The 25,602-nt window shown below is 71.4% G+C and carries 23 protein-coding genes and 1 riboswitch; of the genes, 16 read left to right on the top strand and 7 right to left on the bottom strand.

All coding sequences use genetic code 11. The features are described 5' to 3' along the window. The first annotated feature begins 39 nt into the window (after positions 1-39). A complete protein-coding gene (locus ABZ906_RS31140; protein WP_361184668.1) occupies positions 40-1,992 on the top strand; it encodes a M13-type metalloendopeptidase in 1,953 nt (650 codons plus the stop codon). Positions 1,993-2,102: 110 nt separating this feature from the next. Here the strand turns inward: ABZ906_RS31140 and ABZ906_RS31145 are convergent, their stop codons facing one another. Together ABZ906_RS31145 and ABZ906_RS31150 are read right to left on the bottom strand one after the other, a co-directional pair. Next, positions 2,103-2,624 carry a DinB family protein gene (locus tag ABZ906_RS31145; protein WP_361388377.1) on the bottom strand — a complete coding sequence of 174 codons (522 nt, stop codon included), beginning with the start codon at positions 2,622-2,624 and terminating at the stop codon, positions 2,103-2,105. 50 nt (positions 2,625-2,674) lie between these two features. Further along, the gene (locus ABZ906_RS31150; RefSeq protein ID WP_361388380.1) at positions 2,675-3,436 is read right to left on the bottom strand and encodes a glutathione S-transferase C-terminal domain-containing protein; all 762 of its coding nucleotides are present in this window, start codon (positions 3,434-3,436) and stop codon (positions 2,675-2,677) included. A 551-nt stretch (positions 3,437-3,987) separates the two neighbouring features. Continuing rightward, positions 3,988-4,099: riboswitch (SAM riboswitch) on the top strand. A 95-nt stretch (positions 4,100-4,194) separates the two neighbouring features. Here ABZ906_RS31150 and ABZ906_RS31155 point away from each other — a divergent pair. From ABZ906_RS31155 to ABZ906_RS31190, 8 genes are all read left to right on the top strand, one after another. Then, positions 4,195-4,323: a putative leader peptide gene (locus ABZ906_RS31155; protein ID WP_361388777.1), complete on the top strand. Its 129-nt coding sequence runs from the start codon at positions 4,195-4,197 to the stop codon at positions 4,321-4,323. 78 nt (positions 4,324-4,401) lie between these two features. Next, on the top strand, positions 4,402-5,682 hold the full coding sequence (locus tag ABZ906_RS31160) for an LLM class flavin-dependent oxidoreductase (protein WP_361388383.1): 1,281 nt from the start codon (positions 4,402-4,404) through the stop codon (positions 5,680-5,682). Between the two features lie 18 nt (positions 5,683-5,700). Then, positions 5,701-7,122: an NtaA/DmoA family FMN-dependent monooxygenase gene (locus ABZ906_RS31165; protein ID WP_361184660.1), complete on the top strand. Its 1,422-nt coding sequence runs from the start codon at positions 5,701-5,703 to the stop codon at positions 7,120-7,122. A gap of 16 nt (positions 7,123-7,138) precedes the next feature. Next, entirely contained in the window at positions 7,139-8,269 is a 1,131-nt protein-coding gene (locus ABZ906_RS31170; RefSeq protein WP_361388386.1) for an LLM class flavin-dependent oxidoreductase, read from the top strand. A gap of 439 nt (positions 8,270-8,708) precedes the next feature. Then, positions 8,709-9,818 carry an LLM class flavin-dependent oxidoreductase gene (locus ABZ906_RS31175; protein WP_361388389.1) on the top strand — a complete coding sequence of 370 codons (1,110 nt, stop codon included), beginning with the start codon at positions 8,709-8,711 and terminating at the stop codon, positions 9,816-9,818. Further along, complete coding sequence (locus ABZ906_RS31180) at positions 9,815-10,684, top strand: ABC transporter permease (RefSeq protein ID WP_361388392.1); 870 nt, start codon at positions 9,815-9,817, stop codon at positions 10,682-10,684. Before ABZ906_RS31175 ends, ABZ906_RS31180 begins: the two co-directional genes overlap by 4 nt. A gap of 45 nt (positions 10,685-10,729) precedes the next feature. After that, entirely contained in the window at positions 10,730-11,767 is a 1,038-nt protein-coding gene (locus ABZ906_RS31185) for an ABC transporter substrate-binding protein (RefSeq protein ID WP_361388395.1), read from the top strand. Between the two features lie 94 nt (positions 11,768-11,861). Continuing rightward, positions 11,862-12,596, top strand: a complete 735-nt coding sequence (locus tag ABZ906_RS31190) for an ABC transporter ATP-binding protein (RefSeq protein ID WP_361388780.1) — start codon at positions 11,862-11,864, stop codon at positions 12,594-12,596. Positions 12,597-12,626: 30 nt separating this feature from the next. On the opposite strand, the gene ABZ906_RS31195 is transcribed toward ABZ906_RS31190, so the two are convergent. Continuing rightward, entirely contained in the window at positions 12,627-13,823 is a 1,197-nt protein-coding gene (locus tag ABZ906_RS31195; RefSeq protein WP_361388398.1) for a helix-turn-helix domain-containing protein, read from the bottom strand. Between the two features lie 133 nt (positions 13,824-13,956). Between ABZ906_RS31195 and ABZ906_RS31200 the strand changes: the two genes are divergently transcribed. Both ABZ906_RS31200 and ABZ906_RS31205 read left to right on the top strand, forming a co-directional pair. Beyond that, on the top strand, positions 13,957-15,132 hold the full coding sequence (locus ABZ906_RS31200; protein WP_361388400.1) for a lactate 2-monooxygenase: 1,176 nt from the start codon (positions 13,957-13,959) through the stop codon (positions 15,130-15,132). After that, positions 15,129-16,106 (top strand): NAD(P)-dependent oxidoreductase, encoded by a 978-nt coding sequence (locus ABZ906_RS31205; RefSeq protein ID WP_361388403.1) that lies wholly within the window; start codon positions 15,129-15,131, stop codon positions 16,104-16,106. The genes ABZ906_RS31200 and ABZ906_RS31205 overlap by 4 nt, the downstream gene beginning before the upstream one ends. A gap of 67 nt (positions 16,107-16,173) precedes the next feature. On the opposite strand, the gene ABZ906_RS31210 is transcribed toward ABZ906_RS31205, so the two are convergent. The 3 genes from ABZ906_RS31210 to ABZ906_RS31220 all read right to left on the bottom strand — a co-directional run bounded on the left by ABZ906_RS31210 (position 16,174) and on the right by ABZ906_RS31220 (position 19,351). Beyond that, positions 16,174-16,995, bottom strand: coding sequence for an endonuclease (locus ABZ906_RS31210; RefSeq protein ID WP_361388406.1), 822 nt, complete (start codon positions 16,993-16,995; stop codon positions 16,174-16,176). A 210-nt stretch (positions 16,996-17,205) separates the two neighbouring features. After that, on the bottom strand, positions 17,206-17,988 hold the full coding sequence (locus ABZ906_RS31215; protein ID WP_361388409.1) for a thioesterase family protein: 783 nt from the start codon (positions 17,986-17,988) through the stop codon (positions 17,206-17,208). A gap of 121 nt (positions 17,989-18,109) precedes the next feature. Continuing rightward, a complete protein-coding gene (locus ABZ906_RS31220) occupies positions 18,110-19,351 on the bottom strand; it encodes an acyl-CoA dehydrogenase (protein WP_361388412.1) in 1,242 nt (413 codons plus the stop codon). Between the two features lie 228 nt (positions 19,352-19,579). Between ABZ906_RS31220 and ABZ906_RS31225 the strand changes: the two genes are divergently transcribed. Next, the gene (locus ABZ906_RS31225) at positions 19,580-19,801 is read left to right on the top strand and encodes a hypothetical protein (RefSeq protein ID WP_361184635.1); all 222 of its coding nucleotides are present in this window, start codon (positions 19,580-19,582) and stop codon (positions 19,799-19,801) included. 31 nt (positions 19,802-19,832) lie between these two features. On the opposite strand, the gene ABZ906_RS31230 is transcribed toward ABZ906_RS31225, so the two are convergent. Next, positions 19,833-20,291 (bottom strand): Rrf2 family transcriptional regulator, encoded by a 459-nt coding sequence (locus ABZ906_RS31230; protein ID WP_361184632.1) that lies wholly within the window; start codon positions 20,289-20,291, stop codon positions 19,833-19,835. A gap of 498 nt (positions 20,292-20,789) precedes the next feature. On the opposite strand from ABZ906_RS31230, the gene ABZ906_RS31235 reads away from it, so the two are divergent. The 4 genes from ABZ906_RS31235 (at position 20,790) to ABZ906_RS31250 (ending at position 25,602) form a co-directional block, all read left to right on the top strand. Beyond that, on the top strand, positions 20,790-21,809 hold the full coding sequence (locus ABZ906_RS31235; RefSeq protein WP_361388415.1) for a TauD/TfdA family dioxygenase: 1,020 nt from the start codon (positions 20,790-20,792) through the stop codon (positions 21,807-21,809). A 355-nt stretch (positions 21,810-22,164) separates the two neighbouring features. Then, positions 22,165-22,392 carry a type A2 lantipeptide gene (locus tag ABZ906_RS31240; protein WP_361040187.1) on the top strand — a complete coding sequence of 76 codons (228 nt, stop codon included), beginning with the start codon at positions 22,165-22,167 and terminating at the stop codon, positions 22,390-22,392. A 124-nt stretch (positions 22,393-22,516) separates the two neighbouring features. Further along, entirely contained in the window at positions 22,517-23,323 is an 807-nt protein-coding gene (locus ABZ906_RS31245; protein ID WP_361184628.1) for an HlyD family efflux transporter periplasmic adaptor subunit, read from the top strand. Beyond that, a complete protein-coding gene (locus tag ABZ906_RS31250) occupies positions 23,320-25,602 on the top strand; it encodes an NHLP family bacteriocin export ABC transporter peptidase/permease/ATPase subunit (protein WP_361388418.1) in 2,283 nt (760 codons plus the stop codon). Before ABZ906_RS31245 ends, ABZ906_RS31250 begins: the two co-directional genes overlap by 4 nt.

Genomic DNA, 25,602 nt, shown 5'->3' on the forward strand with positions numbered 1-25,602 from the left:
CGATCGTGCTCGGGCACGGTGTCCGCGTAGGGTGCGTGAATGAGCATGCTGGATGACGCCCGCGCGGGCATGAACCCCGAGATCCGACCCCAGGACGACCTGTTCGGCCACGTCAACGGCCACTGGCTCGAGACCGAGCCGATCCCCGAGGACCGCTCCAGCTGGGGCCCCTTCGTGCAGCTGGTCGACACGGCCGAGGAACAAGTGAAGGTGATCATCCAGGAGCTGGCGGCGGACGGCGCCGGCTCGGATGACGCGCGCAAGATCGCCGCGCTGTACGCCTCGTTCATGGACGAGGAGACGATCGCCGCCCGCGGGCTCGCCCCCGCGCAACCCCTGATCGACGCCGTCGCGGGGCTGCGGGACACCCGGCAGCTCGCGGCGTTCCTCGGCCGTTTCGAGCGGACCGGCGGCTCCGGTCTGTTCGGTTCCTACATCGACTCCGACGACCGCAACTCCGACCGCTACCTCTTCAACGTCCTCCAGGGCGGGCTCGGCCTGCCCGACGAGTCGTACTACCGCGAGGAGAAGTTCGCCGAGATCCGCGAGAAGTACCTCGGCTACCTCACCGAACTGCTCACGCTCGGCCAGCACGCCTCTCCCGCCGAGGCCGCGCAGACGGTCCTCGACCTGGAGACCCGTCTCGCCGCGGGCCACTGGGAGCGCGCCGAGACGCGCGACGTGCAGAAGACCTACAACCTCACCACGCTGGACGAACTGATCGAGCTTGCACCGGAGTTCGACTGGCGCGGCTACGCCGAGGGGCTCGGCGGCTCGGACGCCACCATCGCCGAGACCTGCGTCCGCCAGCCGTCCTACCTCGCCCACCTGTCCACGGCCCTGGCCGAGGTGCCGATCGAGCAGTGGCGCGACTGGACGCTGGTGCGGGTGCTCCGCTCGTGCGCGCCCTACCTCACGGACGCGTTCGTGCGGAACAACTTCGAGTTCTACGGCCGCACCCTCAACGGCACCCCCGAACTGCGCGCCCGGTGGAAGCGGGCGGTCGCCTTCGTCGAGGGGTCCATCGGCGAGGCCGTCGGCAAGGAGTACGTGGCGCGGCACTTCCCGCCGAGCTCCAAGGCGATGATGGACGACCTCGTCGCCAACCTCCTGGAGGCCTACCGCCAGTCGATCGCCCGCCTGGACTGGATGACGGACGAGACGAAGGAGCGCGCCTACGAGAAGCTCGCCACCTTCCGCCCCAAGATCGGCTACCCCGACACCTTCCGCGACTACTCGGCCCTCGAGGTCACCGAGGGCGACCTGCTCGGCAACGCGCAGGCGGCGGACGCCTTCGAGTCCGACCGGCAGCTCGCCAAGATCGGCGCGCCGGTCGACCGCGACGAGTGGTTCATGCTGCCGCAGACGGTCAACGCCTACTACAACCCGGGCACCAACGAGATCTGCTTCCCCGCGGGCATCCTGCAGAAGCCCTTCTTCTCGCCCGACGCCGACCCGGCCGAGAACTACGGCGGCATCGGCTCGGTCATCGGCCACGAGATCGGCCACGGCTTCGACGACCAGGGCGCGCAGTACGACGGCGCGGGCAACCTCAACGACTGGTGGACCGCGGCCGACAAGACCGCGTTCGAGGCGAAGTCGAAGGCGCTGGTCAAGCAGTACGACGCCTTCTCGCCGCGCAACCTGCCGGACGAGTTCGTCAACGGCTCGCTGACGGTCGGCGAGAACATCGGCGACCTGGGCGGCCTGACGATCGGGCACACGGCGTACCGCATCGCGCTCGACGGCGCCCCGATGCCCACGAGCGGCGGCCTGACCGGCTCGCAGCGGCTCTTCATGAGCTGGGCCTACTGCTGGCGCACCAAGCGCCGCAAGGAGCAGGAGCAGCAGTACCTCACCATCGACCCGCACTCGCCGCCCGAGTTCCGCGCCAACATCGTCCGCAACCTCGAAGAGTTCCACGAGGCGTTCGAGACGACGCAGGGCGACGGCCTCTGGCTGGACCGCGCGGAGCGCGTCCGGATCTGGTGAACTCAGGCGTGGCCGCGGAGCGCGTGCCGCGGCCACGCCCGATCCTGCCGTAGGCGCGGGGCCTGTGGGCGTGGGGCCCGTGGGCGTCGTGGGGCGCCGTGCGAGCGCCCCTACCGTGCGGCGTGCAGCATGCGGAGCTGACCGATCTCGGCGGCGTTCTTCATCAGCTCGGAGTTCACCCAGCCGAGCATGTCGGCGACGGTGTGTTCGGGGTCGTTCTGCCAGGGAAACGGGGCGGTGGCGTCCAGGTCGACGTCGTCGAGCCGGTCGAGCACCGCCAGCCAGTCCGTACGCAGGTCCCGCAGCCAGTCGACGCTCGCCTCGCCCTCGCCCGGCCAGGCGACCTCGGTCCGCTCCCGCGGCACGTGCCCCCGCGCGTGGTCGATCGTCACGCCCCACCACCAGCCGATGTGCCAGCTGATCCAGCCGATCGTGGGTACGGGAACGGGGTCCGGCTCGGTCTCCGCGAAGTCCGGCACCCACCCTCCGTCGCCGTCGGGCCGCACCGTCCAGCAGAGCGGCGCGGGCTCCCACAGGAAGTCCCCGGGCTCGAGACGCTCCAGGTGGTACTCGAAGAGGGACCAGGTCAGATCGAACTGCCGGCGCAGCAGGACGCCTCGGGAATCGTTCATCAGGTGACCCTGGCACAGGGGCGCTCGGCTTGAGAAAGGGGTTTCGCGTCTCAGGCGGGGGCGTCCGACCACCGCCGGTCCGGGGCGACGGTACGAGGGTGGTGGGTGCGGAAGGCCGGGTGGTCGTGCAGGCGGCGGACGTACGCGCGCAGGTGCGGGTACGCGTGAGTGGGCTCGGCCCCGACTTCGTCCGGGGCGGGGTGGACCAGCTTCGCCCACACGTCCACGTCCGCCGCGCTCAGTTCGTCGCCCGCGAGGTAGAGGTGGGCGGCCAGGCGGCTGTCGAGGCGGTCCAGCGTCGCGGGGGAGAGAGGGCCTGCGAGCAGGTCGTGCCAGGAGTCGATCCGGGTCGCCTGGGACGGCGGGCGCAGGGGATGGAGCGGGCCGCTGCCGTGTGCGGCCAGGCGGCAGGCGAGGTCGCGCAGGATGTCCGGCGTGTGATTGCTGACGACGTGCCCGCTCCAGCGGTCGCACAGGGCGGGAACGGTCAGCGGGCCGTCGAAGTGGTGCTCGGTGGCTTCGTAGCAGCGGTGCAGGGCGTCGAGCGCGGCGCTGCTTTCCGGGGCGTCCGGTGCCAGAAGCGTCGTGGTGACCGAGTCCCTGAGCCCGAGCAGGTCGAGCGTGATCGAGACGCGCAAGGAGTGCGGACACCCTGCCGAGAGGTACAGGTGATAGCGGTGGGGCGCCGGGTAGAAGCCGCCGGCGAGATCGGCGCCGATGCGGCTGCGGATGGGAGCGGGGCGCGTGCCGTGCGGGGAGCGGGGCTCCTCAAGGACGACGTGGCGGGGGCGTTGTGACGTGATCTCGGGCATGGCTCTCCAGACAGGCGAAGGGGCGCCGACCGCGCGCTCGGCGCCGGTGGCACAGCGGGGGAGAGGGTGAGGTGGGGCCGCAGAGGGCCGCAGAGATGACGCTTCGTCACCGCGTACGTCTTGTGTGTCTGGTACGTCTCGTACGCGCGGACGTCAGAAGGCTGGCACCGAGGCGCTGCACACGCGCAGCAGGTCGATGTGCAGGCGTCTGGTCAGAACGCGGGGGCGGGGCCGGGGCGCGGACAGAAGAGGCCGCCGGCTGCTGTTCCTCTCACCGACCGCCCTGGACATGTCCACCAGCCCTGCCGTCGAGGCCCGTTACCGTCCCGGGAAGTCTGAGTGCGGGTGCCCGGTGCCGTCAAGAAGGCCGGAGAGCTCACGTGACCTGAGAACTCGCGGCCTGAGAACTCGCGGCCGGAAAGCGGAACAGAAGCAGGAGCCCGACGGTTGTGCCTGAGAAGGACGGCCACCGAGGCACGGACAAAGATGTGCGCACGCCCATGATCCACGGGCATTGCGCACCGCTCCGGCCTCACGTAACGTCCCGAGCAGGTTACGAGTGTCAGCGTCAAGCCCTGGCTTGCTGACCGGCAACCCTCCCACGCGGCGGGGTGCTCCAGGTGAGGACCAGGCGGGCCCGATCAGGGTCCGCAAGCGCGAGACCGGCGAGGCCCCTGGCCCGCCGGGCCGGAAGGGCGGAGGTGGGGGACGTGCCGATGGTGCCGCACGTGTCGCACGTTTCGCATGTGTCGCCCGCGATGCCCCGGCCGTGGTCCGCCTCAGCCGCCCCGCGCGTCAAGGCGATCGCCCCGAGCCCGCGGGTCCACCTGTACTCCCGGCCGCATATCGATCTGCAGCGCGTCGCCGGCGCGCTCTGTTGTTCCTGACCCCGTCACCCCGCCGCCGCACCCTCGGAGCCGAGGGGCCGGTGATCTCGTACGGTCGATCAGGAAGGCACACCTTTCGTGTCGTCATCATCTGCGCTGCCCCATTCATCCGCTCAATCCGTTTCCTCCCCGTCTTCTTCTTCACCCTCCGGTGCCCCGCTGCACCTCGCCGTCGCGCTCGACGGCGCGGGCTGGCACCCCGCCGCCTGGCGTGAACCGGTAGCCCGGCCGGGGGAGTTGCTCACCGCCCGGTACTGGACCGATCTGATCACCGAGGCCGAACGCGGCCTGCTCGACTTCGTGACCATCGAGGACGCGCTCGGGCTCCAGTCCTCGCACTTCACCGAACCCGACGGACGCACGGACCAGGTGCGAGGGCGCCTCGACGCCGTCCTCGTCGCCGCCCGTGTCGCGCCGCTGACCCGCCACATCGGCCTTGTGCCGACCGTGGTGACCACCCACACGGAGCCCTTCCACATATCCAAGGCGATCGCCACGCTCGACTACGTGAGCACGGGCCGCGCGGGCCTGCGGGTGCAGGTGTCCGCGCGCCGCAACGACGCCGCGCACTTCGGGCGCCGTACGTTTCCCGCCCTCGACGGCGTCGAGGACCTCGGCCGAGCGGACGTACGGGAGCTGACCCTCGACCTCTTCGACGAGGTGGCCGACTACGTCGAGGTCGTGCGCCGCCTCTGGGACAGCTGGGAGGACGACGCGGAGATCCGGGACGTCGCCACCGGCCGCTTCATCGACCGCGACAAGCTGCACTACATCGACTTCGAGGGCAAGCACTTCAGCGTCAAGGGCCCCTCGATCACACCCCGGCCGCCGCAGGGCAGGCCCGTCGTCAGCGCGCTCGCCCACGAGGGCCCCACCGACGCCCCCTTCCGGCTCCTCGGCCGCTCCGCCGACATCGGATACGTCACCCCGCGTGACGCCGGGCACGCGCGTGCCATCGTCACCGCGGTCCGTGCCGAGCAGGACGCCGCCGGGCGCACCGACGAGCCCCTGCACCTCTTCGGCGACCTGGTGGTGTTCCTCGACGACGACCCGGCCGCCGCCGCGGCCCGCCGCGAGCGTCTGGACGCCCTCGCCGGTCACCCGTACACCAGCGACGCCCGCATCTTCGCGGGCACTCCCGCTCAACTGGCCGATCTGCTATTGGAGTTGCAGCAGGCCGGTCTCACCGGATTCCGGCTGCGCCCCGCCGTCGCCGGTCACGACCTCCCGGCGATCACCCGGGGCCTGGTGCCCGAACTCCAGCGCCGCGGCGCCTTCCGGCACGCGTACGAGGCCGACACCCTGCGCGGCCTGCTCGGCCTCGCCCGCCCCGCAAGCCGCTACGCCGCCACCGCCTGAGCCGGAAGGAACCCCGACATGAGCAAGTCACCGGACAAGCCGCTCAAGCAGATCCACCTCGCGGCGCACTTCCCCGGCGTCAACAACACCACCGTATGGAGCGATCCCGAAGCCGGAAGCCACATCGAGTTCAGCTCCTTCGCGCACTTCGCCCGCACCGCCGAGCGCGCCAAGTTCGACTTCCTGTTCCTCGCCGAAGGGCTGCGCCTTCGCGAACAGGGCGGGGAGATCTACGACTTGGACGTCGTCGGGCGGCCCGACACCTTCACCGTCCTCACCGCGCTCGCCGCCGTCACCGAACACCTCGGCCTGACCGGCACCATCAACTCCACCTTCAACGAGCCGTACGAGGTGGCCCGCCAGTTCGCCAGCCTCGACCACCTCTCCGGCGGGCGCGCCGCCTGGAACGTCGTGACCTCCTGGGACGCCTTCACCGGCGAGAACTTCCGCCGCGGCGGATTCCTCCCGCAGGAGGAGCGGTACTCCAGGGCGAAGGAATTCCTCAGCACGGCGAACGAGCTCTTCGACTCCTGGCGCGGCGACGAGATCGCCGCCGACCGGGAGAGCGGCACCTTCCTGCGCGACGCCAAGGCGGGCGCCTTCGTCCACCAGGGACAGCACTTCGACATCCAGGGGCAGTTCAACGTCCCGCGCAGCCCGCAGGGGCGACCCGTCATCTTCCAGGCCGGTGACTCCGAGGAGGGGCGCGAGTTCGCGGCCGCGGGCGCCGACGCGATCTTCAGCCGGTACAGCACGCTCAAGGAAGGCCAGGCGTTCTACGCGGACGTCAAGGGACGCCTCGCGCGCCACGGCCGCACCCACGACCAGCTGCTCATCCTGCCCGCCGCGACCTTCGTCCTCGGGGACACGGACGCCGAGGCGGAGGAACTCTCCCGCGAGGTGCGGCGCAAGCAGGTCAGCGGCGCAACGGCGATCAAGCACCTGGAGTTCGTCTGGAACCGCGACCTGTCCGCGTACGACCCGGACGGACCGCTGCCCGACATCGACCCCGACCTCGGCGAGCACACCGTCGCCCGCGGGCGCGCCCAAGTGCGCATGTACCGCGACCCGCTGGCCACCGCGCGCGAATGGCGTGAGCTCGCGGCAGCGAACAAGTGGTCCATCCGCGACCTCGTCATCGAGACCGGCAACCGCCAGTCCTTCGTCGGCTCCCCGGCCACCGTCGCCGAGACGATCAACTCCTTCGTCCAGGCCGACGCGTCCGACGGCTTCATCCTCGTCCCGCACATCACCCCCGGCGGCCTCGACGCCTTCGCCGACACCGTGGTCCCGCTGCTCCAGGAGCGCGGCGTGTTCCGTACGGAGTACGAGGGCACGACCCTGCGCGACCACCTCGGGCTCGCTCACCCCGACGCCGGGGCGAGCATCCCCGGCCCCGAGTCCCTGCCCGCGCCCGAGCCCGCGTCCGCCCACCGCTGAGGAGGAGATCACCCACATGCCTGCCATCCCTCTCGGCGTCCTCGACCTGGTCCCGATCTCGTCCGGCTCCACCGCGGCCGAGGCGCTGCACAACTCCGTCGACCTGGCCCGGCAGACCGAGCAATTCGGTTACGCCCGCTACTGGTTCGCCGAACACCACCTCAACCCCGGCGTGGCCGGTACGTCCCCCGCGGTCGTCCTCGCTTTGACCGCCGCCGCGACCTCGACGATCCGGCTCGGTGCAGGTGCCGTACAGCTCGGTCACCGCACCGCCCTCGCCACGGTCGAGGAGTTCGGCCTGATCGACGCGCTGCATCCCGGACGCCTGGACCTGGGCCTCGGCCGCTCCGGCGGCAAGCCCCCCGCCACACCCGCCGCCGCGCCGCCCCCCGCGACGCCGGTCGTCGACGGCCGCGCTCCCAACGGCCTGCGCATCCCGCCCCGGTTCTCCTACGAGCATCTGCTCGGATCGCCCCGCGTCGCCCTCCAGCGCAAGCTGCTCCAGCAGCCGAACGCCACGTCGCAGGATTACGGGGAGCAGGTCGACGACATCCTGGCGCTCCTGGCGGGCACGTACCGATCGGCGGACGGCATCGAGGCACATGTCGTCCCCGGCGAGGGCGCCGACATCCAGGTGTGGATCCTGGGCAGCAGCGGCGGCCAGAGCGCGGACGTCGCGGGCCGGGGCGGCCTGCCCTTCGCCGCGAACTACCACGTCAGTCCGGGCACGGTGCTCGAAGCCGTGGACGGCTACCGTGCCGCGTTCAAGCCCTCCGACGTGCTCGACAAGCCCTACGTCAGCGTTTCCGCGGACGTCGTGGTCGCCGAGGACGACGAGACCGCCCGTGAACTCGCCGCGGGCTACGGACCCTGGGTCCGCAGCATCCGTACGGCCGAGGGCGCCATCCAGTACCCCACGCCGGCCCAGGCACGCGCGCATGTCTGGACCGACGCGGACCGCGCCTTGGTGGACGACCGCACCGAAACCCAGTTCACCGGCTCCCCCGGACGCGTGGCGGACCTCCTGGAACAGCTCCAAGAGGCCACCGGGGCCGACGAGTTGCTCATCACCACCATCACCCACGGCCACGCCGAGCGGGTGCGCTCCTACGAACTGCTCGCACAGGAGTGGCGGCGCCGCAGGTGACAGGACCGTCCGCCGGGCGCCCCCACGCCCGGCGGACACCAGCGACGCGCAGGCCGGACAGACATGCCGGGATGCGAGACCTTGCTGTCCACATGGCGGAACCCGCTTGTCGGTGGCACTGCGTCCCGGTCAGGATGCACGCATGAACCCCGCCCTCGTATCCCGCCGCCACGTGGACCTTCTGCGTGTCTCGGGGATGCTGTGTCGGGCCATCTCCTGTTGTCGCGCGGCCTGTTGCTGAGTGCTCCACCGAGCCTGAGCCCCCGCTGACGACATCTCCCGCCGCTGACGACGCCCTCCGGGTGGCCGTCGGCCGTCGCCGCTCCTGATCTCTTCCTTCCGGACACATCCCTGGACTCCCGGGGTATCCGGCCATGCCCCCGTGCCCGGCACGAGGGGCGGGGCCGCCCGTGTCCGCTCCCCTCCGAGGTGCCCCAGCATGTCCTCCCCTGCCGCCCCCGTGCTGCACTGGTTCCTGCCCACCGGCGGCGACGGCCGCGACCCCGGCGGCGTCACCGCCGTCCAGGGCCGTACCGCCACCGCCACCCGACGCGGCGCCGACCTCGGCTATCTCGCCCAAGTCGCGCGCGCCGCCGAGCAGTCGGGATTCTCCAAGCTCCTCACCCCCGTGGGGCTCGGCTGCGTGGACCCCTGGGTGCTGACCCCGGCCCTCGCCGCCGTCACCGAACGGATCGGCTTCCTCGTGGCCTTCCGTGCGGGTCTGGCCCGGCCGACGCTCGTCGCCCAGCAGGCGGACACCTTCCGCCGCCTGTTCGGCGATCGCATCGCCCTGAACGTGGTCACCGGCGGGGACCCGGCCGAACAGCGGGCGTACGGCGACCACCTGCCCAAGAGCGAACGGTACGTCAGGACCGGTGAACTCATGCAGGTCGTAGCTGAGTTGCTCGACGGGAAACCGGTCGACCTCGACGGGCGCCACGTACGGGTGGAGGGCGCCCGTCTCGACAAACCCGCCACGGCTGCGCACGTACCCCTCTACTTCGGCGGCGCGTCAGCGGACGCGGAGGACGTCGCGGCACGCCACGCCGAGGTGCAGCTCCTGTGGGGCGAGCCCCCGGCCGCGCTCGCGGAACGCATCACCAGGGTGCGGGACAAGGCCGCACGCCTTGGTCGCACCCCGCGCTTCGGCCTGCGGCTGCACGTCATCACCCGCGACACCGCCGCCGAGGCATGGGCGGAGGCCGACCGCATCCTCGCCGGGCTCGACCCCGACGCGGTCCGCGCCTCCCAGGAGCGTTTCGCCCGCATGGACTCCACCGGCCAGGCCCGGATGACCGCCCTCCACGGCGGCTCGGCCGACCACCTCACCGTCGCGCCCAATCTCTGGGCGGGCATCGGCCTCGTACGCGAAGGCGCGGGCACCGCCCTGGTCGGCTCGCACGACGAGGTCGCCGCGCGGCTCCACGAGTACCGGCAACTCGGCATCGACGAGTTCGTCCTGTCCGGCTATCCGCACCTCGAAGAGGCCTACCGGATCGGCGAAGAAGTCGCTCCCCGCCTCAGGGCTCTCACGGAGGCGGCGGCATGACCCTCCTCAAGAACACCGGGACACTCACCGCGCCCCTGCCCGCGGCGGAACCGCATCGCGCCCGGCACACCTGGGTCACCGCCGCCGCCCTGCGCTGGACGGCCCTGCGGCTCCTGGCCCTCGCCGTCCTCGTCGCGGCCTGGCAGGCGGTGGTCGCGGCAGGGGTCTGGCCGCGCGTCCTGGTCCCGTCGCCGGGCGACGTGTGGCACGCGTTCGTCCAGGCGTCGACCGTCCACGACGGCGTGCGCGGCTTCAGCGGCCACCTCCTCCTGGAGCACCTGGGCGTCTCCCTGCGCCGCATCGGCATCGGCACCGCGTACGCGGCCCTCGCCGGTATCCCGCTCGGCCTGCTCATCGGCGTGGTCAAACCGCTCGCCGTGGTCCTGGAACCGGCGGTCACCTTCCTCAGGACGCTGCCGCCGCTCGCGTATCTCTCCCTGCTCGTCATCTGGTTCGGCATCGACGAGACCCCGAAGATCTGGCTGCTCGTCATCGCCGCGCTGCCGCCCATCGCCGCCGCGACCGCCGCGGCCGTCCGCGGGGTGCCCGGCGATCTGGTGGAGGCCGCGCGGGCACTGGGCGCCGGGCCCGTCGCCCTGCTGCTCTCCGTAAGGCTGCCCGCCGCCCTGCCGGAGATCCTCACCGGCGTGCGGATCGCGGTCGGCATCGCCTACACCTCGGTCGTCGCCGCGGAGACGGTCAACGGCGTGCCCGGCATCGGCGGCATGATCCGCGACGCCCAGCGCTACAACCAGACCGACGTCGTCATCGCCGGGATCATCGCCATCGGTATCTCCGGGATCGTCCTCGACGCCCTGTTCAAGGGCGTGGAGCGGCTCGCCGTGCCGTGGCGCGGCCGCGTCTGACACCCGCCCCCTTGCTTCCCCCCGTCTCCCTACGAAGGAACCGCCGTGCCCTCTCGCCTCCGCCGCATCGCCCTGCCCGCCGCCGCGACCGCCCTGGTCGCCCTCACCGCGACGGCCTGCGGTGACGGTGCCGACGCCGCCACCGGGGGCGGAAAGACCCCGGTGCGCATCGCCTACCAGTCGATACCCAACGCCGACCTGGTGGTGAAGAACCACCGGCTGCTGGAGAAGGCGCTTCCGGACGCCGACGTGAAGTGGGTGAAGTTCGACTCGGGCGCCGACGTCAACACGGCGGTGATCGCCGGGTCGGTGGACTTCGCACTGGCCGGCTCCAGCCCCGTCACGAAGGGACTCTCCGAGCCGCTGGACATCCCGTACAAGGTGCTGTGGATCCACGATCTGATCGGCGAGAACGAGGCGCTCGTCGCCAAGAAGGGCATCGGGTCCGTCAAGGCACTCAAGGGCAAGAAGATCGCCACGCCCTTCGGGTCCACCTCCCACTACTCGCTCCTCGCGGCGCTTGAGTCGGCCGGCCTCAAGCCGTCCGACGTGCGCCTCGTCGACCTGCAGCCGCAGGACGCGTTCTCCGCGTGGCAGCGCGGAGACATCGACGCCGCGTATGTGTGGACGCCCTCGCTCACCGAGTTGAAGAAGGACGGGAAGGTCCTTGTCACCAGCCGTGAGATCGCCGAGCAGGGCAAGCCGACCGCCGACCTCGGCGTGGTGACCGAGGACTTCGCGGCCAAGCACCCCAAGATCGTGGACGCTTGGCTCACGGCGGAGGACCAGGCCGTCAAGCTCGCCAAGAGCGACCCGGACAAGGCGGCCACCGCCATCGGCGCCGAACTGAACCTGAGCCCCGCCGACGCGAAGAAGCAGCTCGCCCAACTGGTGCTGCTCACCGCGGAGCAGCAGCGGGGTGCCGACTATCTCGGCAAGCCCGGCGCCCCCGGCAAGCTGGCCGGGAGCCTGCACGACGCGGCCGGCTTCCTCAAGGCGCAGAAGGCCATCGACGCGGTGCCCGCCCGGTCGGCGTTCGAGAAGGACCTCGCGGTGAAGGAGCTGTCCCGTGTCGCGGACTGAGAGGACTGAGAGGACTGAGAGGGCTGAGACGGCCAAGGACGCTGAGACGGCCGAGGCGGCTCCCGACGGTGAACTGACTGGCGCCGACATCGAGGTGGCGGGCGTGAGCGTCCGTTACGGTCCGGCCAAGGCCAGGGTGACGGCGGTGTCGGACGTGTCCCTGACCGTGGAGCCCGGCGAGTTCGTGGTCCTGGTCGGCCCGTCCGGGTGCGGCAAGACCACGCTCCTGCGTCTGGTGGCGGGCTTCGAGAATCCTGCCACCGGCACGGTGGAGGTGCGCCGGAAGGTGGGTGTCGTCTTCCAGCAGCCCCGCCTCTTCCCCTGGCGCACGGTGGGCGGCAACCTCTCCTTCGCGCTGGCCCGGCACGGTGTCGTACGGGCCGAACGGGCCGCCCGTGTCGCGGAGTTGCTCGCCCTGGTGGGGCTGCCCGGCATGGCGGGGCGCCGCACCTGGGAGCTGTCCGGCGGACAGCAGCAGCGCGTGGCCATAGCCCGGGCGCTTGCCGCCGAACCGCAGGTCCTCCTCATGGACGAACCCTTCGCCGCGCTGGACGCGCTCACCCGCGAACGCCTCCAGGAAGAGGTCAGGACCCTGGCCGCCGTCACGGGCACCACCGTTCTGTTCGTCACGCACTCCGCGGAGGAGGCCGTCCTGCTGGGCTCCCGGGTCCTGGTGATGGCGGCGGGGCCGGGGCGTGTGATCGGCGAGGTGGCGGTCCCGCTGCCGCGCGAGGCGACGACCGACGTGGCCGCCCTGCGAGGCACCCCTCGGTTCGCCGCCCTGCGCGCGGAACTCGCGGAGGCCACGCGGCAGGCGGCGACCGCCTAGCGCCTTGGCGCTCCGGCCCCCGGTAGGGCCTCATCCGCTCCGGCCGCCGAGCGCGATCGTGCGGGCGATGTCCAGGGTGAGGCGCTGCCAGGGGTCCTGGGGGTCGCGGGACGTGAGGGCGCGGACCCGGCGCAGGCGGTAGCGCACGGACTGGGGGTGGAGGTGCAGTTCGCGGGCCGCGGCATTGGCGGAACCGGTGTCGATGTACGCGGTGAGGGCTTCCAGGAGGTGGCGCCGGGCGTCGTCGACGAGGGGGCCGAGCACGATGCGGCCGATCTGGTCGGGGCTCACCACGGGGTGGCCCGCGAGCAGCGCGAGGACATGTGCGTCGGCGTCGGTGAGGACCCGGTCGGGGTGGTGGGCGTGCGGGGGAGCGGTGTCCAGGGCGCCCGCCGCAAGCCGGTGGGCGACCGCCACACGGTCCAGGCTCTCGCCCGAGATCACGCAGCCGCGCCAGGCATGGCGGCGCAGGATCTCCGGCACGGAGTCGACGGACACGGCCGGTACGAGCAGCACGGCACGCGAGCCGTGCGTCGTCGCCAGGGACGTGCCCCGCGCCCCGCCCCCGCCGAGCGCCGAGAGCAGCGCCGTCGACGTGGTGAGGGAGATGTCGGACGCGGCGCCGTCCAGGGCGGTGGCGTCCGCCGGCTCGGCCACCAGGAGGCTGTAGCGCTCGGGGAGTTGCACGCCCAGCCGTGCGGCCCGCGCGCCGAGCGCGCCCAGCGAGGCGTGCCGGCCCGCGATCAGGTCGTCCAGGAGCAGCTGGAGCGATCGGTCGCGGTCGCCCGAGAGACGCTCGCTGGTGGCCGCGTACGCCGTCGTCATCTCCTCGGAGATGGTGTCCATGGCGGTCAGCAGGAGCTGTGCGAGGGCAAAGGCGTCCTCGGCGGACAGCCGCGGCGCACGGGCGGCGACCTCGTCCGCCAGGACGGCGGCCGCGACCCGGTAGGCGCGCAGGACGGCCTGAAGGGGGCGGCCGTCCGCCGCCCGCGCCGCCGCGATCCCGCGGAAGCGCCGCAGATCGGCAGGGCCGATCGAGCCGTCCGTGGCCCAGTGGTCAAGGAGGCGGTCCGTCGCCCAGGCGGCGATGGCCCGCACCTCGGGGAACCTGCTGCCGTCGAGCGCCGTATAGGCCGGAACCTGTTCGTGCACCGCGTCGACGATCGCCTCGACGAGACGGGGGTCGGCCAGGAGTTCCTGCCGGACGTGCTCCCGCTTGTTTGTCACAGGGTGATAGTCCCATCGGAAAAGAGTGCGTACGACCATGGACGGGGCTTGTCACTGTGGCAAGGATCGTCGGGTAGACAGTGCTCTCCCGCTGTCGCACGCAGTCTCACGGCCACCGGACGGGATCCTCCATATGACGACGACGCCGAACTGGGCGGACTTCCAGTACGAGATCTACCTCAACGGCATGACTGGCGCCGTACCCCGCCTGCCCACCGACCTGACCCGCCTCGAGGAGCTGACCGAGCAGCGGCTGGGCCCGGGCCCGGTCGGCTATGTCGCGGGAAGCGCGGGCAACGGCAGCACCGCCCGCGCCAACCGCGAGGCACTGGAGCGGCGCCGGATCGTGCCGCGCATGCTGCGCGACGTACACGAACGCGATCTGTCCGTGGAGGTGCTCGGCCACCGGCTGCCCGCGCCGCTCGCCCTGGCCCCCGTCGGCGTCCTGTCGATCATGCACCCGGAAGGCGAGTCCGCCGCAGCCCGCGCGGCGGCTGCCCGCGGCGTCCCGTACATCCTGTCCTCGGCCTCCAGCACCCCCATGGAGCAGGTCGCCGAGGAGATGGGGGACGGGCAGCGCTGGTTCCAGCTGTACTGGGCCAAGGACCGCGACGTCACCAAGAGCTTCCTCGACCGGGCCAAGGCCTCCGGCTTCACCGCCCTCGTCGTCACCCTCGACACCCCGCTCCTCGCCTGGCGCCCGCGCGACCTCGACCAGGCCTATCTGCCGTTCCTGCACGGGGTGGGCACCGCCAACTACTTCAGCGACCCGGCGTTCCGGGCCGGTCTCGCCAAGCCGGTGCACGAGGACCCGAACGCGGCGGTGATGCACTTCGTCGGCATGTTCGCCGACCCCGCGAAGACCTGGCCGGACCTGGCGTTCCTGCGCGAGAACTGGGACGGCCCGATCGTGCTCAAGGGCATCCTGCACCCGGACGACGCGCGCCGCGCCGCCGACGCGGGCATGGACGGCGTGGTGGTCTCCAACCACGGAGGGCGCCAGGTCGCGGGCTCCGTCGCCGCGGCCGACGCCCTGCCCCGCGTGGTGGAGGCGGTCGGCGACCGGCTCAGCGTCCTGTTCGACAGCGGCATCCGCACCGGTGACGACATCTTCAAGGCGCTCGCGCTCGGCGCCGAGGCCGTCCTCGTGGGGCGGCCCTACGCCTACGGCCTCGGCCTCGACGGCCAGGCGGGCGTCGACCACGTGATCCGCTGTCTGCTCGCCGAACTCGACCTCACCCTGGCCCTGTCCGGCCACGCCGGACCCGCCGGCCTCACCCCCGACGACCTGATCGAGGAGTCCGCATGACCGCCGTGAAGAACGTCCTCGCCATCGTCTCGCCCCACGTGGGCGGCCGCGCGGCGGGAGGTGCCCTCGCCGGGCTGCTTCCCGGCTCGGCGCACGTCACCGTCGTCGAGTCGGCCGACGAGGACCCCGCGGCCCTGCGCGCGGCGCACGTCATCGTCACCGGCCTCGCGCCCGTCACCGCCGAGCACATCGCCGCCGCGCCGGACCTGGAAGTCGTCCAGTGCGCGAGCCACGGCTTCGACTACGTCGACCTGGACGCGGCCCGCGCACGCGGCATCCAGGTCTGCTCGATCGGCTCCAGCGGCGCCGAGAAGCAGAACGTCGCCGAGCAGACCTTCGCTCTCATGCTGGCCCTCGCCAAGCAGCTGATCCCGGCGCACACCGCTCTCACCGAGGCGGACTGGGCGCTGCCCCGTCTCCAGCAGTCCATCACGGAACTGTCCGGCAAGACGCTCGGCATCATCGGCCTCGGACACATCGGCGAGGAAGTCGCCCGCCGCGCGGTCGTGTTCGACATGACCGTCGTGTACGCCGGTCCGCGGCCGGTGACTGCGGAGACGGAGGCCCGCCTGGGCGGCGCGCGCCACGTCCCACTCGAAGAGCTGCTGCGTACGTCCGATTACGTGTCCCTGCACGCGCCCCTCACGCAGGACACCCGCCACCTCCTGGACGCCGAACGGCTGGCCCTCCTGAAGCCGACGGCCTTCGTCGTCAACACCTCGCGGGGCGCGCTCATCGACCAGGACGCCCTCGCCGACGCGCTGACAGCCGGCACGCTGGCCGGTGCGGGCATCGACGTCTTCGATCCCGAGCCGCCCACCGCGGCCCTGCGTCTGCTCAAGGCGCCGAACGTGGTGCTCTCCCCGCATGTCGCGGGTGTCACCCGCGAGACGCTGGTACGCATCGGCCTCGCCGCGATCCAGAACGTCGCAGGCCACCTGGAGGGCAAGCCGCTGGGCGACGTGGTGTCCTGACCCGGCGTCAGCCCGGGGTTGTGGCAGCGGACCGGAGGCCGTCGCTGCCACAACCGATGGCCGTGATCTACCAGATCTCCCCGACCCACTCGGGGTGGTCGACGAACGGGTTGCGGTTGTGCTGGAACTTGTCGTAGATGACGTCGTTGCGGTTCTTCTCGAACGCGTCCGGCGGGTCCTCGTCGCTCCACTGCTTCAGCACGGAGAGGCGGCCGATGGCGGGGGCGCTGCCGTTGTCGACCTTGTCGTTGGGTTCGAGGTCGGCGAAGCCGTCGTCGCCGTCGTAGCGCACGGCCATGTAGAGGATCATGCGGGCCACGTCGCCCTTGACGGCGTCACGCGGCTCGAAGGAATCGGAGTCGGTGTAGTTGCCCGGCGCCTCGCCGACCTCGCTGCCGCCGTTGTCGAAGTCCTTGTTGCCGCGGGTGCTGTTGACCGAGACGTCCGTCGGGCGCAGGTGGTGGATGTCGGTGCCGGGACCGGTCGAGGTGCCGAAGTCGCCGTGGGACTTGGCCCATGTGTGCTCGCGGTTCCACTGGTCCGGGTCGCCGCCGTTGCTGTCCTTGCTCTGCGAGCGGCCGGTGTACAGCAGGATCACGTTGCTGCTGTTGTCCGGGTCCTGGTCGGTGACCTTGAGCGCGTCCCAGACCTGGTCGTACGACAGCTTGGTCTGGTCGCTGATTATCGTGTGCAGGGCGCTCTTCAGCTCCGGACCGGTCTTGCCGAGCGCGTCCTTGTAGTACGTGTCGTCATAGGCGCCGGCGGTCGCCGCGGACGGAGTGGGGTCCGTGGTCGCGGCATCGGCGGCGGCCGGGACGGTGATCCCGACGAGGACCGCTGCGGCCGTCAGGGCCAGCGGTTTCCAGCGACGTATGTGAGGGACGGGCATGTGGGGGTGTCCTCTCCCGGATTTCCCGCGCACTGCGGATCCTTGCGAAAGGACCCGCGTTCTACGCGAGTTGACAAGTGGGTCAACGGGAGAGTGGCACGGGTGGGCGCATCACTGTATGAACGTTGTGCATCGACTCTGTGACGATGTCGTGGACACGACATGCGCGGCGAATGGGTCGATCTGCGGACGCGCTTACGGGCGGGCGCTCTACAGGGGCCGGACCGTGAGGATCTGCTGGGCGTGTCCGACCGGGCCGTTGACGTCGTGCAGGACCGTGCTGGTGATGCCCTGTCCGGTGGGGCCGAACGTCACCGTGGTGTCGAGCCCGGTCCACCGGCCCTCGGGCTGCCGGTGCAGGTGCACGGTCAGGTCGACGTTGGGGAACATCCACTCGGTGGGGGACTGGCGTACGGCGATTCCGTTGGCGGTGTCGACGAGCGCGACGAAGGACGCCAGGGGGCTCGCGCTCTGCCCGGCGACGAGGTCGAGAGGGGTGGAGATCCAGGCCGTCGTGCGGCCCGGCTGCGGGGGAGCCAGCGGGCGGACGTCCACGGAGGCGATGTATCCGCCCGGCCAGACGGAGGCCATGTGCCAGGGCGCGAGCTCCTCGGGCGCGGTGAGCTTGTCCGCGCCGCCGCCCTCGACCGCGCCGGTGTCATGGGAGGCGAGGAGCCAGGCCCTGGCCCTTACCACCGGACGGTCGGCCATGAGCACGACGGCTTCGAGCAGTTCGATGGTGCGGCCGGGCCGGATGCTCTCCACGCGGATCTCGCACTCGTCCAGAGCGAGGCGCCCGAGGATGTCGAAGCTGATCCGGGCCATGACGAGACCGTTGTCCGGCCGGTCGGCCAGGTAGCGGTCGATGGCGTGCACGATGAGACCGCCGAGCGGGCTGAAGTGCATCTCGTCCGTGTCCCAGGCGCCGCCGGCGTGGGGCGTGGGCTTGTAGCGCCGCTCGTCGATGGGCTCGTAGTAGCTGCCGGTGTTCAACGGGGCCCCTCTCGGCCTTGCGGGTGCGGAACGGGGCGGCCACGGGCTGCTGAGCTGTCCGGGGTCCCGGTATCCGAAGATCGTACTGGCCAGGGTGGAGGGCGGACGGACGGCCAGGGTCCTAGTGCAGGCCGTTGAGGTAGTGCTCCCCGATGTCGCGCAGGCGGTGCTCGGCGGAGCTGTGGGCCGTCAGGGCGCGGGCGTTGCGCCAGAACCTGTCGAGGCCGGGGTCGGCCGAAGGGGAGGGCGATGGCGTGTCGGCGGTGAGTTCGAGGATGCGGGTGGTGATGTGCAGGGCGGCCTTGGCGGTGACCGCTTCGGCCGCGCCCACGAGGAACGCGATCTCGGCCCGCTCGTCGGCGCCGAGCGCGGGCCCCGTCTCCAGCCCATGGGCCAACGCCTCCGTGGCACGCTCGACCACTGCCGCGGCCGTGTGCGCCGCCGTCGCCAACTCCCCGTAGGCGAGCAGCAGATAGGGGTCCGTGGGCGGCGGCCCGCAGTCCGCGCCGGTGTCGAGAGCCCCCACAAGGGCGGGGCGCGGCAGAGCGCGGCTGATGTCGCGGGCCTCGGACAGGGCGCCCTCCGCGTTGCCCAGGCCGACGTGGACCAGCAGGAGGCGGCGGGTCAGCGGGGCCAGTGCGGTGAACGGCGAGATCTCGTGCTCGTCGACGGGGACCGCGCCGAGCACCTGATGGGCGGCGATCGGTACGTCGTCGTAGCTGACGGCGCCCGCACCGCTGAGGCGCTGGCCCAGCAGGTCGTGCGCGGGTTCGGTGGAGACGCCGGGGTGGGCCGGGTTCACGTGGACGGCCACCCATTCCCCGTTGTCCGTGCGCCGCGCCAGGTGCACGAGCCGGTCCGCGACGGCGACGCCCGCGGTCAGGGGGCGGCGGCCGTGCAGGACATAGCCGTCGGCGGTCGGGGTGAGCGCCAGATCGGTGCCCGTCTGGGCGTCCGGCAGTTCGATGTCGCCGCCCCAGAGCCACTGCTCGTGCACGGCGCGCAGTTCGAGTGCGGCGGCGCTCTTCGGCGCGGCGAAGAGGCGCGGGCTCCACGACAGGGCGTGGTGGTGCGCCAGGAGTTCGGCGATGGAACTGTCCGCCGCCGCGATGTCCCTGACCGCCGTACAGGCCGTGCGCCAGTCGCTGCCACTCGCGTCCGCCGCGTCGGATCCGTCCTGCGGGGCGTCGGGTCCGTCCTGCGGGCACGGGGTCAGGAGCGCGGGCAATCCGGCCTCGCGCAGCCGCGAGACCTCGTCGAACGGGGGCTTGCCCGCCCGGTCGCGCAGGTCCGCGTCGACCGCGAGGTCGTCGGCGAGTTCCCGGACGACGCGCGGCGAGGCGGAAGAGGACAGCGTTGTCACGGGACGCCTCACAGATTCCTAGTTTCCCTACCTGATTGATAGGAATACTGGTCACGAACTCCCGGCGCGACAAGTGGGTGTTCAAGGGGCGGACGGGCGTGTCTCGCCGTATGGGATTCGGTAGGGGATCCCAAAGGGTGGCCGAACGAGGGTCTTCTGCGCCGACCGGCCAGGCGCCGCACCGAAATTCGGTTCCGGAACCACGGCCTTGATGCCTAGCATCCGACCATGCCGAGACCTTCTGGATTCACCTACGAGCAGCGCCCCGACGGCAGCGTGACCATCACCCATCACGGCCGCGCGGCCGGGACGCTGCGCGGCGCGCGGGCCGAGAAGTTCCTCGCCGAGGTGGAGTCGGGCGATGCCCAGCTGGTGATGGCCCGCTGGACGGGCGCGTACAAACACGGCAACGAACGCACCGCCCGCAATCACCCGCGCAACCGGGGTTGATCGCGCGGGGGTGGGCGGCGGCCGAAGGGACCTAGGGGTTCGTCCAGGCCGCGGGGTCGGCGGCGAGTTCCGTGACGGGGTGCGGCAGTTCGGCGCACGCGACGTCGGCCAGGGACACGCCCTCGAGGATCTGGCGGACGTTGGCCCGCAGCGCGATCCAGAGCGGAAGGAGTGATTCCGCGGGCCCGCTGTAGGCCAGCTCCGGCGGACGCACTCCGCGTACCGACACCAGGGGGCCCTCCACGACGCGGATGACGTCCGCGATGCTGATCCCGGCGGCGGGCCGGGCCAGACGGTAGCCGCCGTTGCCGCCGCGCTGGCTGAGGACGAGGCCGCCGCGCCGCATGTCGTTGAGGATGCCTTCGAGGAACTTGTGCGGGATCTCCTGGGCGTCCGCGATGGCCTCGGCCTTCAGCGGCCCGTCGTCCTGGCACGCGGCGAGTTGCAGCGCGGCACGTACCGCGTAGTCCGCCCTGGCTGAGATCCGCATGGCCGCATTATGCTGCACCGCCCGGAACGGAACGTATCGCCCCTGGTCATGGGGTGATGTCGCCGGGGGTCGACCCGTGGGCCCGCCGGTCGGGCGATGCGGATCTCAGCCAGTCGCGCCGGGTCGAGCAGCCGCCGATCAGCCGTCGAGCAGTTGCCCGGCGCCGGGCTCATTGCAGGGTCGTGAAGCGGGCGGGGAAGGTATTGCCACGCTTTCGGCGGGCGACCATGCTCCTGGACATGACCGCGATGACCTTTCTCGTCCCGCGGCTCCACGTAGACCTGGGCCGCCTCGCTTCCGCGGCGTGTCGTCTGCGCGTGGCCTGACCGCCGCCTTCATCTCTATCTCCATCTCCATCTGCTCCTGCGGCTGCCGCTCGGGCCGTTGATCTTTTCCCGTTCCCGCTCCACGTCTTCGCGTCCTCCCGGGCCCGGCCCCGGCCGGACGGCGATGCCCTGCGCGCTGCGCCGCGGCGCGCGCAACCGAAGGGACCCCCTCATGACCACCGCACCCGCACCCGCACCCGCCTCCGCCCCGACGCCCCCCGCCCTCACCGTCCAGAAAGTAGGCGGCCGTATCGGTGCCGTCCTGTCCGGCGTCCGCCTCGGCGGCGACCTGGACGAGGCGACCGTGGCTGCCGTGCGCGCCGCGCTGCTCGCGCACAAGGTCGTCTTCTTCCGCGACCAGCAGCACCTCGACGCGGAGAGCCACGAGGCCTTCGCCCGCCTGCTCGGCACCCCCGTCGCCCACCCCACCGTGCCGTCCGTGGACGGCCGTTACGCCCTCGGCATCGACAACGAACGCGGCGGCCGCGCCAACCAGTGGCACACCGACGTCACCTTCGTGCCCGCCTACCCGGCGTTCTCCATCCTCCGCGCCGAGGTCATCCCGCCGTACGGCGGCAACACCCTGTGGTCCAACACCGCGGCCGCGTACAAGGACCTGCCCGAGCCGCTGCGGATCCTCGCCGACAGTGTGCGCGGCGTGCACACCAACGACTACGACTACGCCGCCACCCGTCCCGGCGCCTCGTCCGCGGCGCTCGAACAGCACCGCGAGGTCTTCACCGCGGTCAAGTTCCAGACCGAGCACCCCGTGGTCCGCGTCCACCCCGAGACCGGTGAACGCACCCTGATCCTGGGCAACTTCCTGCAGAAGCTCAGCGGGTTCACGGGCGCCGACTCCCGCGCCCTGATCGGCGTACTCCAGTCGCACGTGGAGCGTCCGGAGAACACGGTCCGCTGGCAGTGGCGCGCGGGCGACGTCGCCATCTGGGACAACCGTGCCACACAGCACTACGGAGTGGACGACTCCGACGACCACGAGCGCACCCTGCGCCGCGTCACCATCGACGGTGACGTGCCGGTCGGCGTCGACGGCCGCCGCTCGGTCCTGCTCGCCCCGGAGTCGGTGCCGGAGCCCGGCCACGGGATCGCCTCCGGTGCCTCCACCGACGGTGTGGTCGCGGAGGGCGATCGCCCTGTCCCCTTCGGCGACGATTCAGCACGCCTTCAATAAACCTGCACATCGAATGCGCAGCCCAGTCACGCTATTCGGCGTCCGCTGCACGCAGCGCTCTTGTGTATTGACCACAGAACTCGCGTTTTGATGCGCGTGTGTCCGCTTTGTTGGAAGGAGTCCTTCCGCTCACGGGATTTCCGTCTGTGAATCTTGTGAAGGAGTCGCCCCTGAGCGGTGAACATGCCTGCACGCAGCGGTGATTCGTCGTCGCAAGTGCTGCGGGGCGCCGCTCCGTCGATTGGATGTGCGACGTGCGAACGTGCTTTGATCCTGGCCACCGCGGAATTCGCACCTCAGGTTCCGCAGTGTTGGAAACACCTTTGCACCATTCATGAGAAGGGCAGCTCACACCATGAACTACACCCCCCAGGTCGAGACCCTCGAGATTTCCGACGCCGACCTCGACAACGTCTCCGGTGGCCTCGTCGCCGGTGTCGCGGGCAACGTCACGGACACCGTTGACTCCATCGCCCCGGTCTCGGGCGTCGTCGGCGGCGTCGTGGGCACCGTCGAGGGTGTCACCGGCCTCAACACCGGCGCCGTCACCGGCCTCGCCGGCGGCCTGACCGCCGGTCTCTGAGCATCCAGCTCACTGAGACGCCATGATTCGTGAGCCCCGGAACCATTGGTTCCGGGGCTCACGGACGCCGCAGGCAAAGTCGCCACAGGCACAGTCGCCACAGGCAAAGTAAGGGAAGCGTTCCGTGCAGTTCCGCCAACAGGCCCTGTCCAAGCTGCAGTCGCCCGAGGAACTCGACCTTCCGGTGCGCTACGCCCGACCCCAGGGCCTGCTCGTCCTCGCCGTCACCGTCGTCGTCATGGCCGCCGCGAGCGTCTGGGCCGTGACCGGTTCGATCTCCTCCACACTCAAGGCGCCCGGCATCCTCACCCACGGCCAGGGCAGTTACGTCCTGCAGAGCCCCGTCACCGGACAGGTGACCCGCGTCCTTGCCGAAGAGGGAAAGCGCGTCGCCGCGGGCGCACCCGTGCTCAAGGTCCGTACGGACCAAGGCGACAAGGTCGTACGTTCCATCGCCGCCGGGCGGGTGAGCACGCTGGTCGCCAGGATCGGCACCGTCGTCACCACCGGCGCCGACGTCGCGACCGTCGAGCGTGTCTCGGGCAGCGACGACCCGCTCCTCGCGATGCTCTACGTCCCCGCGGACAGCGCGGCCACCGTGCCCGTCGGCGCCTCGGTGGACCTCACGGTCCAGTCCGTGCCCACGGAGGAGTACGGCACACTGCGCGGCCGCGTGAAGGCGATCGGACGCGCCGCCCAGAGCGAACAGAAGATCAGCGGGTTCCTCGGCGACAAGGAACTGGCCGGGCAGTTCACCAAGGAAGGGCCGCCCGTGGCCGTCCTGGTCCGGTTGGAGAACTCCGCCGGCACCAAGTCCGGCTACAAGTGGTCCACGGCCGGCGGCCCGCCCTTCGCGCTCGACTCCATGACCCCGGCCACCGGCGCCTTCCACCTCGCCGAGCAGCGCCCGATCGATTGGCTGCTTCCGTGACCGCACCGCACCCCTCCCCGGAGCACCAGCAGCAGCTGCCGCCCCCCGGCGGCCGTCGCAGGCACCGCCCCGAGCCCCAGCGCGGCCGCCGCCGCAACGCGCCGCGCCCCGCGTCCAAGGGCAAGCCGCAGCGATCCGTCCGTACGCCCACCGTCCTGCAGATGGAAGCCGTGGAGTGCGGCGCCGCTGCCCTCGCGATGGTCCTCGCCCACTACGGACGGCACGTCCCGCTGGAGGAGCTGCGCATCGCGTGCGGCGTCTCCCGCGACGGCTCGCGGGCCAGCAACCTCCTGAAGGCGGCGCGCAGTTACGGCCTCACGGCCAAGGGCATGCAGATGGAACCGGCCGCCCTCGCCGAGGTGAAGGCACCCGCGATCCTCTTCTGGGAGTTCAACCACTACGTCGTCTACGACGGCACGGGGCGCCGCCTGGGCCGCAAGGGCGTGCACATCAACGACCCGGACAAGGGCCGCCGCTTCGTGCCCTCGGAGGACTTCGACACCAGCTTCACCGGTGTCGTCCTGGTCCTGGAGCCGGGCGAGAACTTCCGCCGCGGAGGGCGCAGGCCCGGCGTCATGCGGGCGCTGCCCGCACGCCTGCGCGGCACCACGGGCACCATGCTCGCCGCGCTCTTCGCCAGCCTGCTGCTCGTCGCGGTCGGCGCCGCGCTGCCCGCGCTCAGCCGCACGTACATCGATCTGTTCCTGATCGGCCATCAGACCTCTTTGCTGGGTGCCCTGTTCGCGTCGATGGGCGCGATGGTGGCGCTCACCGTGGTCCTGACCTGGCTGCAACAGGCGAACCTGCTGCGCGGGCGCATCATCTCCTCCACGCTGAGCAGCGCCCGCTTCCTGCGCCATCTGCTGCGCCTTCCCGTCACCTTCTACGCCCAGCGCAGCCCCGCCGACCTCGTCCAGCGGCTCGCGTCCAACGACGCGGTCGCCGAGACGCTGGCCCGCGACCTCACCGCCGCGGGCGTCGACGGCATCGTCGTCCTCCTCTACGCGGCGCTGCTGTGGACGTACGACCCCCAGCTCACGATGGTCGGCGTCGGCATCGCCCTCCTGAACATCGTCGCGATGCGCATCGTCATCCGGCTGCGCGCCACCGGCACCCAGAAGCTGCGCGCCGACAGCGCCAAGCTCACCAACACCTCGTACACCGGCCTGCAGTTGATCGAGACCATGAAGGCCACCGGCGGCGAGAACGGCTACTTCCGGCGGTGGGCGGGCCAGCACGCCACCACCCTGGAGCAGCAGCAGCGCCTGGGTGTGCCCAGCGCCTGGCTCGGCGTCGCCGCGCCCACCCTCGCGACGCTCAACAGCGCGCTGATCCTGTGGATCGGCGGCCTGCGCGCGGTGGAAGGACATCTGTCGATCGGCCTGCTCGTCGCGTTCCAGGCCCTGGTCACCCGCTTCACCGCGCCCATCACCCGGCTCAACGGCGTCGCGGGCCGCATCCAGGACTTCGGCGCCGACGTCGCACGCCTCAAGGACGTCGAGAACTTCCCCGTCGACACGCTCTACTCCCGTCCCGAACCGGAGGCGAGCACCCGGCGCCTCAAGGGGCACGTCACCCTGGAAGACATCACCTTCGGCTACAGCCCGCTCGACAAGCCGCTCCTGACCGGCTTCTCGGTGTCCGTGGGACCGGGGCAGCAGGTCGCGCTCGTCGGCGGCTCCGGCAGCGGCAAGTCGACCGTCTCCCGGCTGATCTCGGGGCTCTACAGCCCCTGGGAAGGCACGATCCGCATCGACGGACAGCGCCTGGAAGACATCCCGCGCGGCGCGCTCGCCGCCTCCGTCTCCTTCGTCGACCAGGACGTCTTCCTCTTCGAGGGGACCATCCGCGACAACGTCGCCCTGTGGGACCCCTCCATCCCCGACGACGCCGTCATCGCCGCCCTCAAGGACGCCTGCCTCTACGAGGTCGTGGCCCGCAGGCCCGGCGGCATCCACGGCCGCGTCGAGCAGGACGGCCGCAACTTCTCCGGCGGCCAGCGCCAGCGCCTGGAGATCGCCAGGGCCCTGGTCCGGCGCCCCAGCATCCTCGTGCTCGACGAAGTCACCAGCGCCCTGGACGCCGAGACCGAGCAGGTCATCATCGACAACCTGCGCCGCCGCGGTTGCGCCTGCGTCGTCATCGCGCACCGCCTGAGCACCGTGCGCGACAGCGACGAGATCGTCGTCCTCGACCACGGCTCGGTCGTGGAACGCGGACGCCACGAACACCTCGTCGCCGCCGGCGGAGCCTACGCCGACCTGGTCAAGGAGCACTGA

Origin of the sequence: Streptomyces sp. NPDC046925, assembly GCF_040644915.1 — a bacterium.
Classification (GTDB): Bacteria; Actinomycetota; Actinomycetes; order Streptomycetales; family Streptomycetaceae; genus Streptomyces.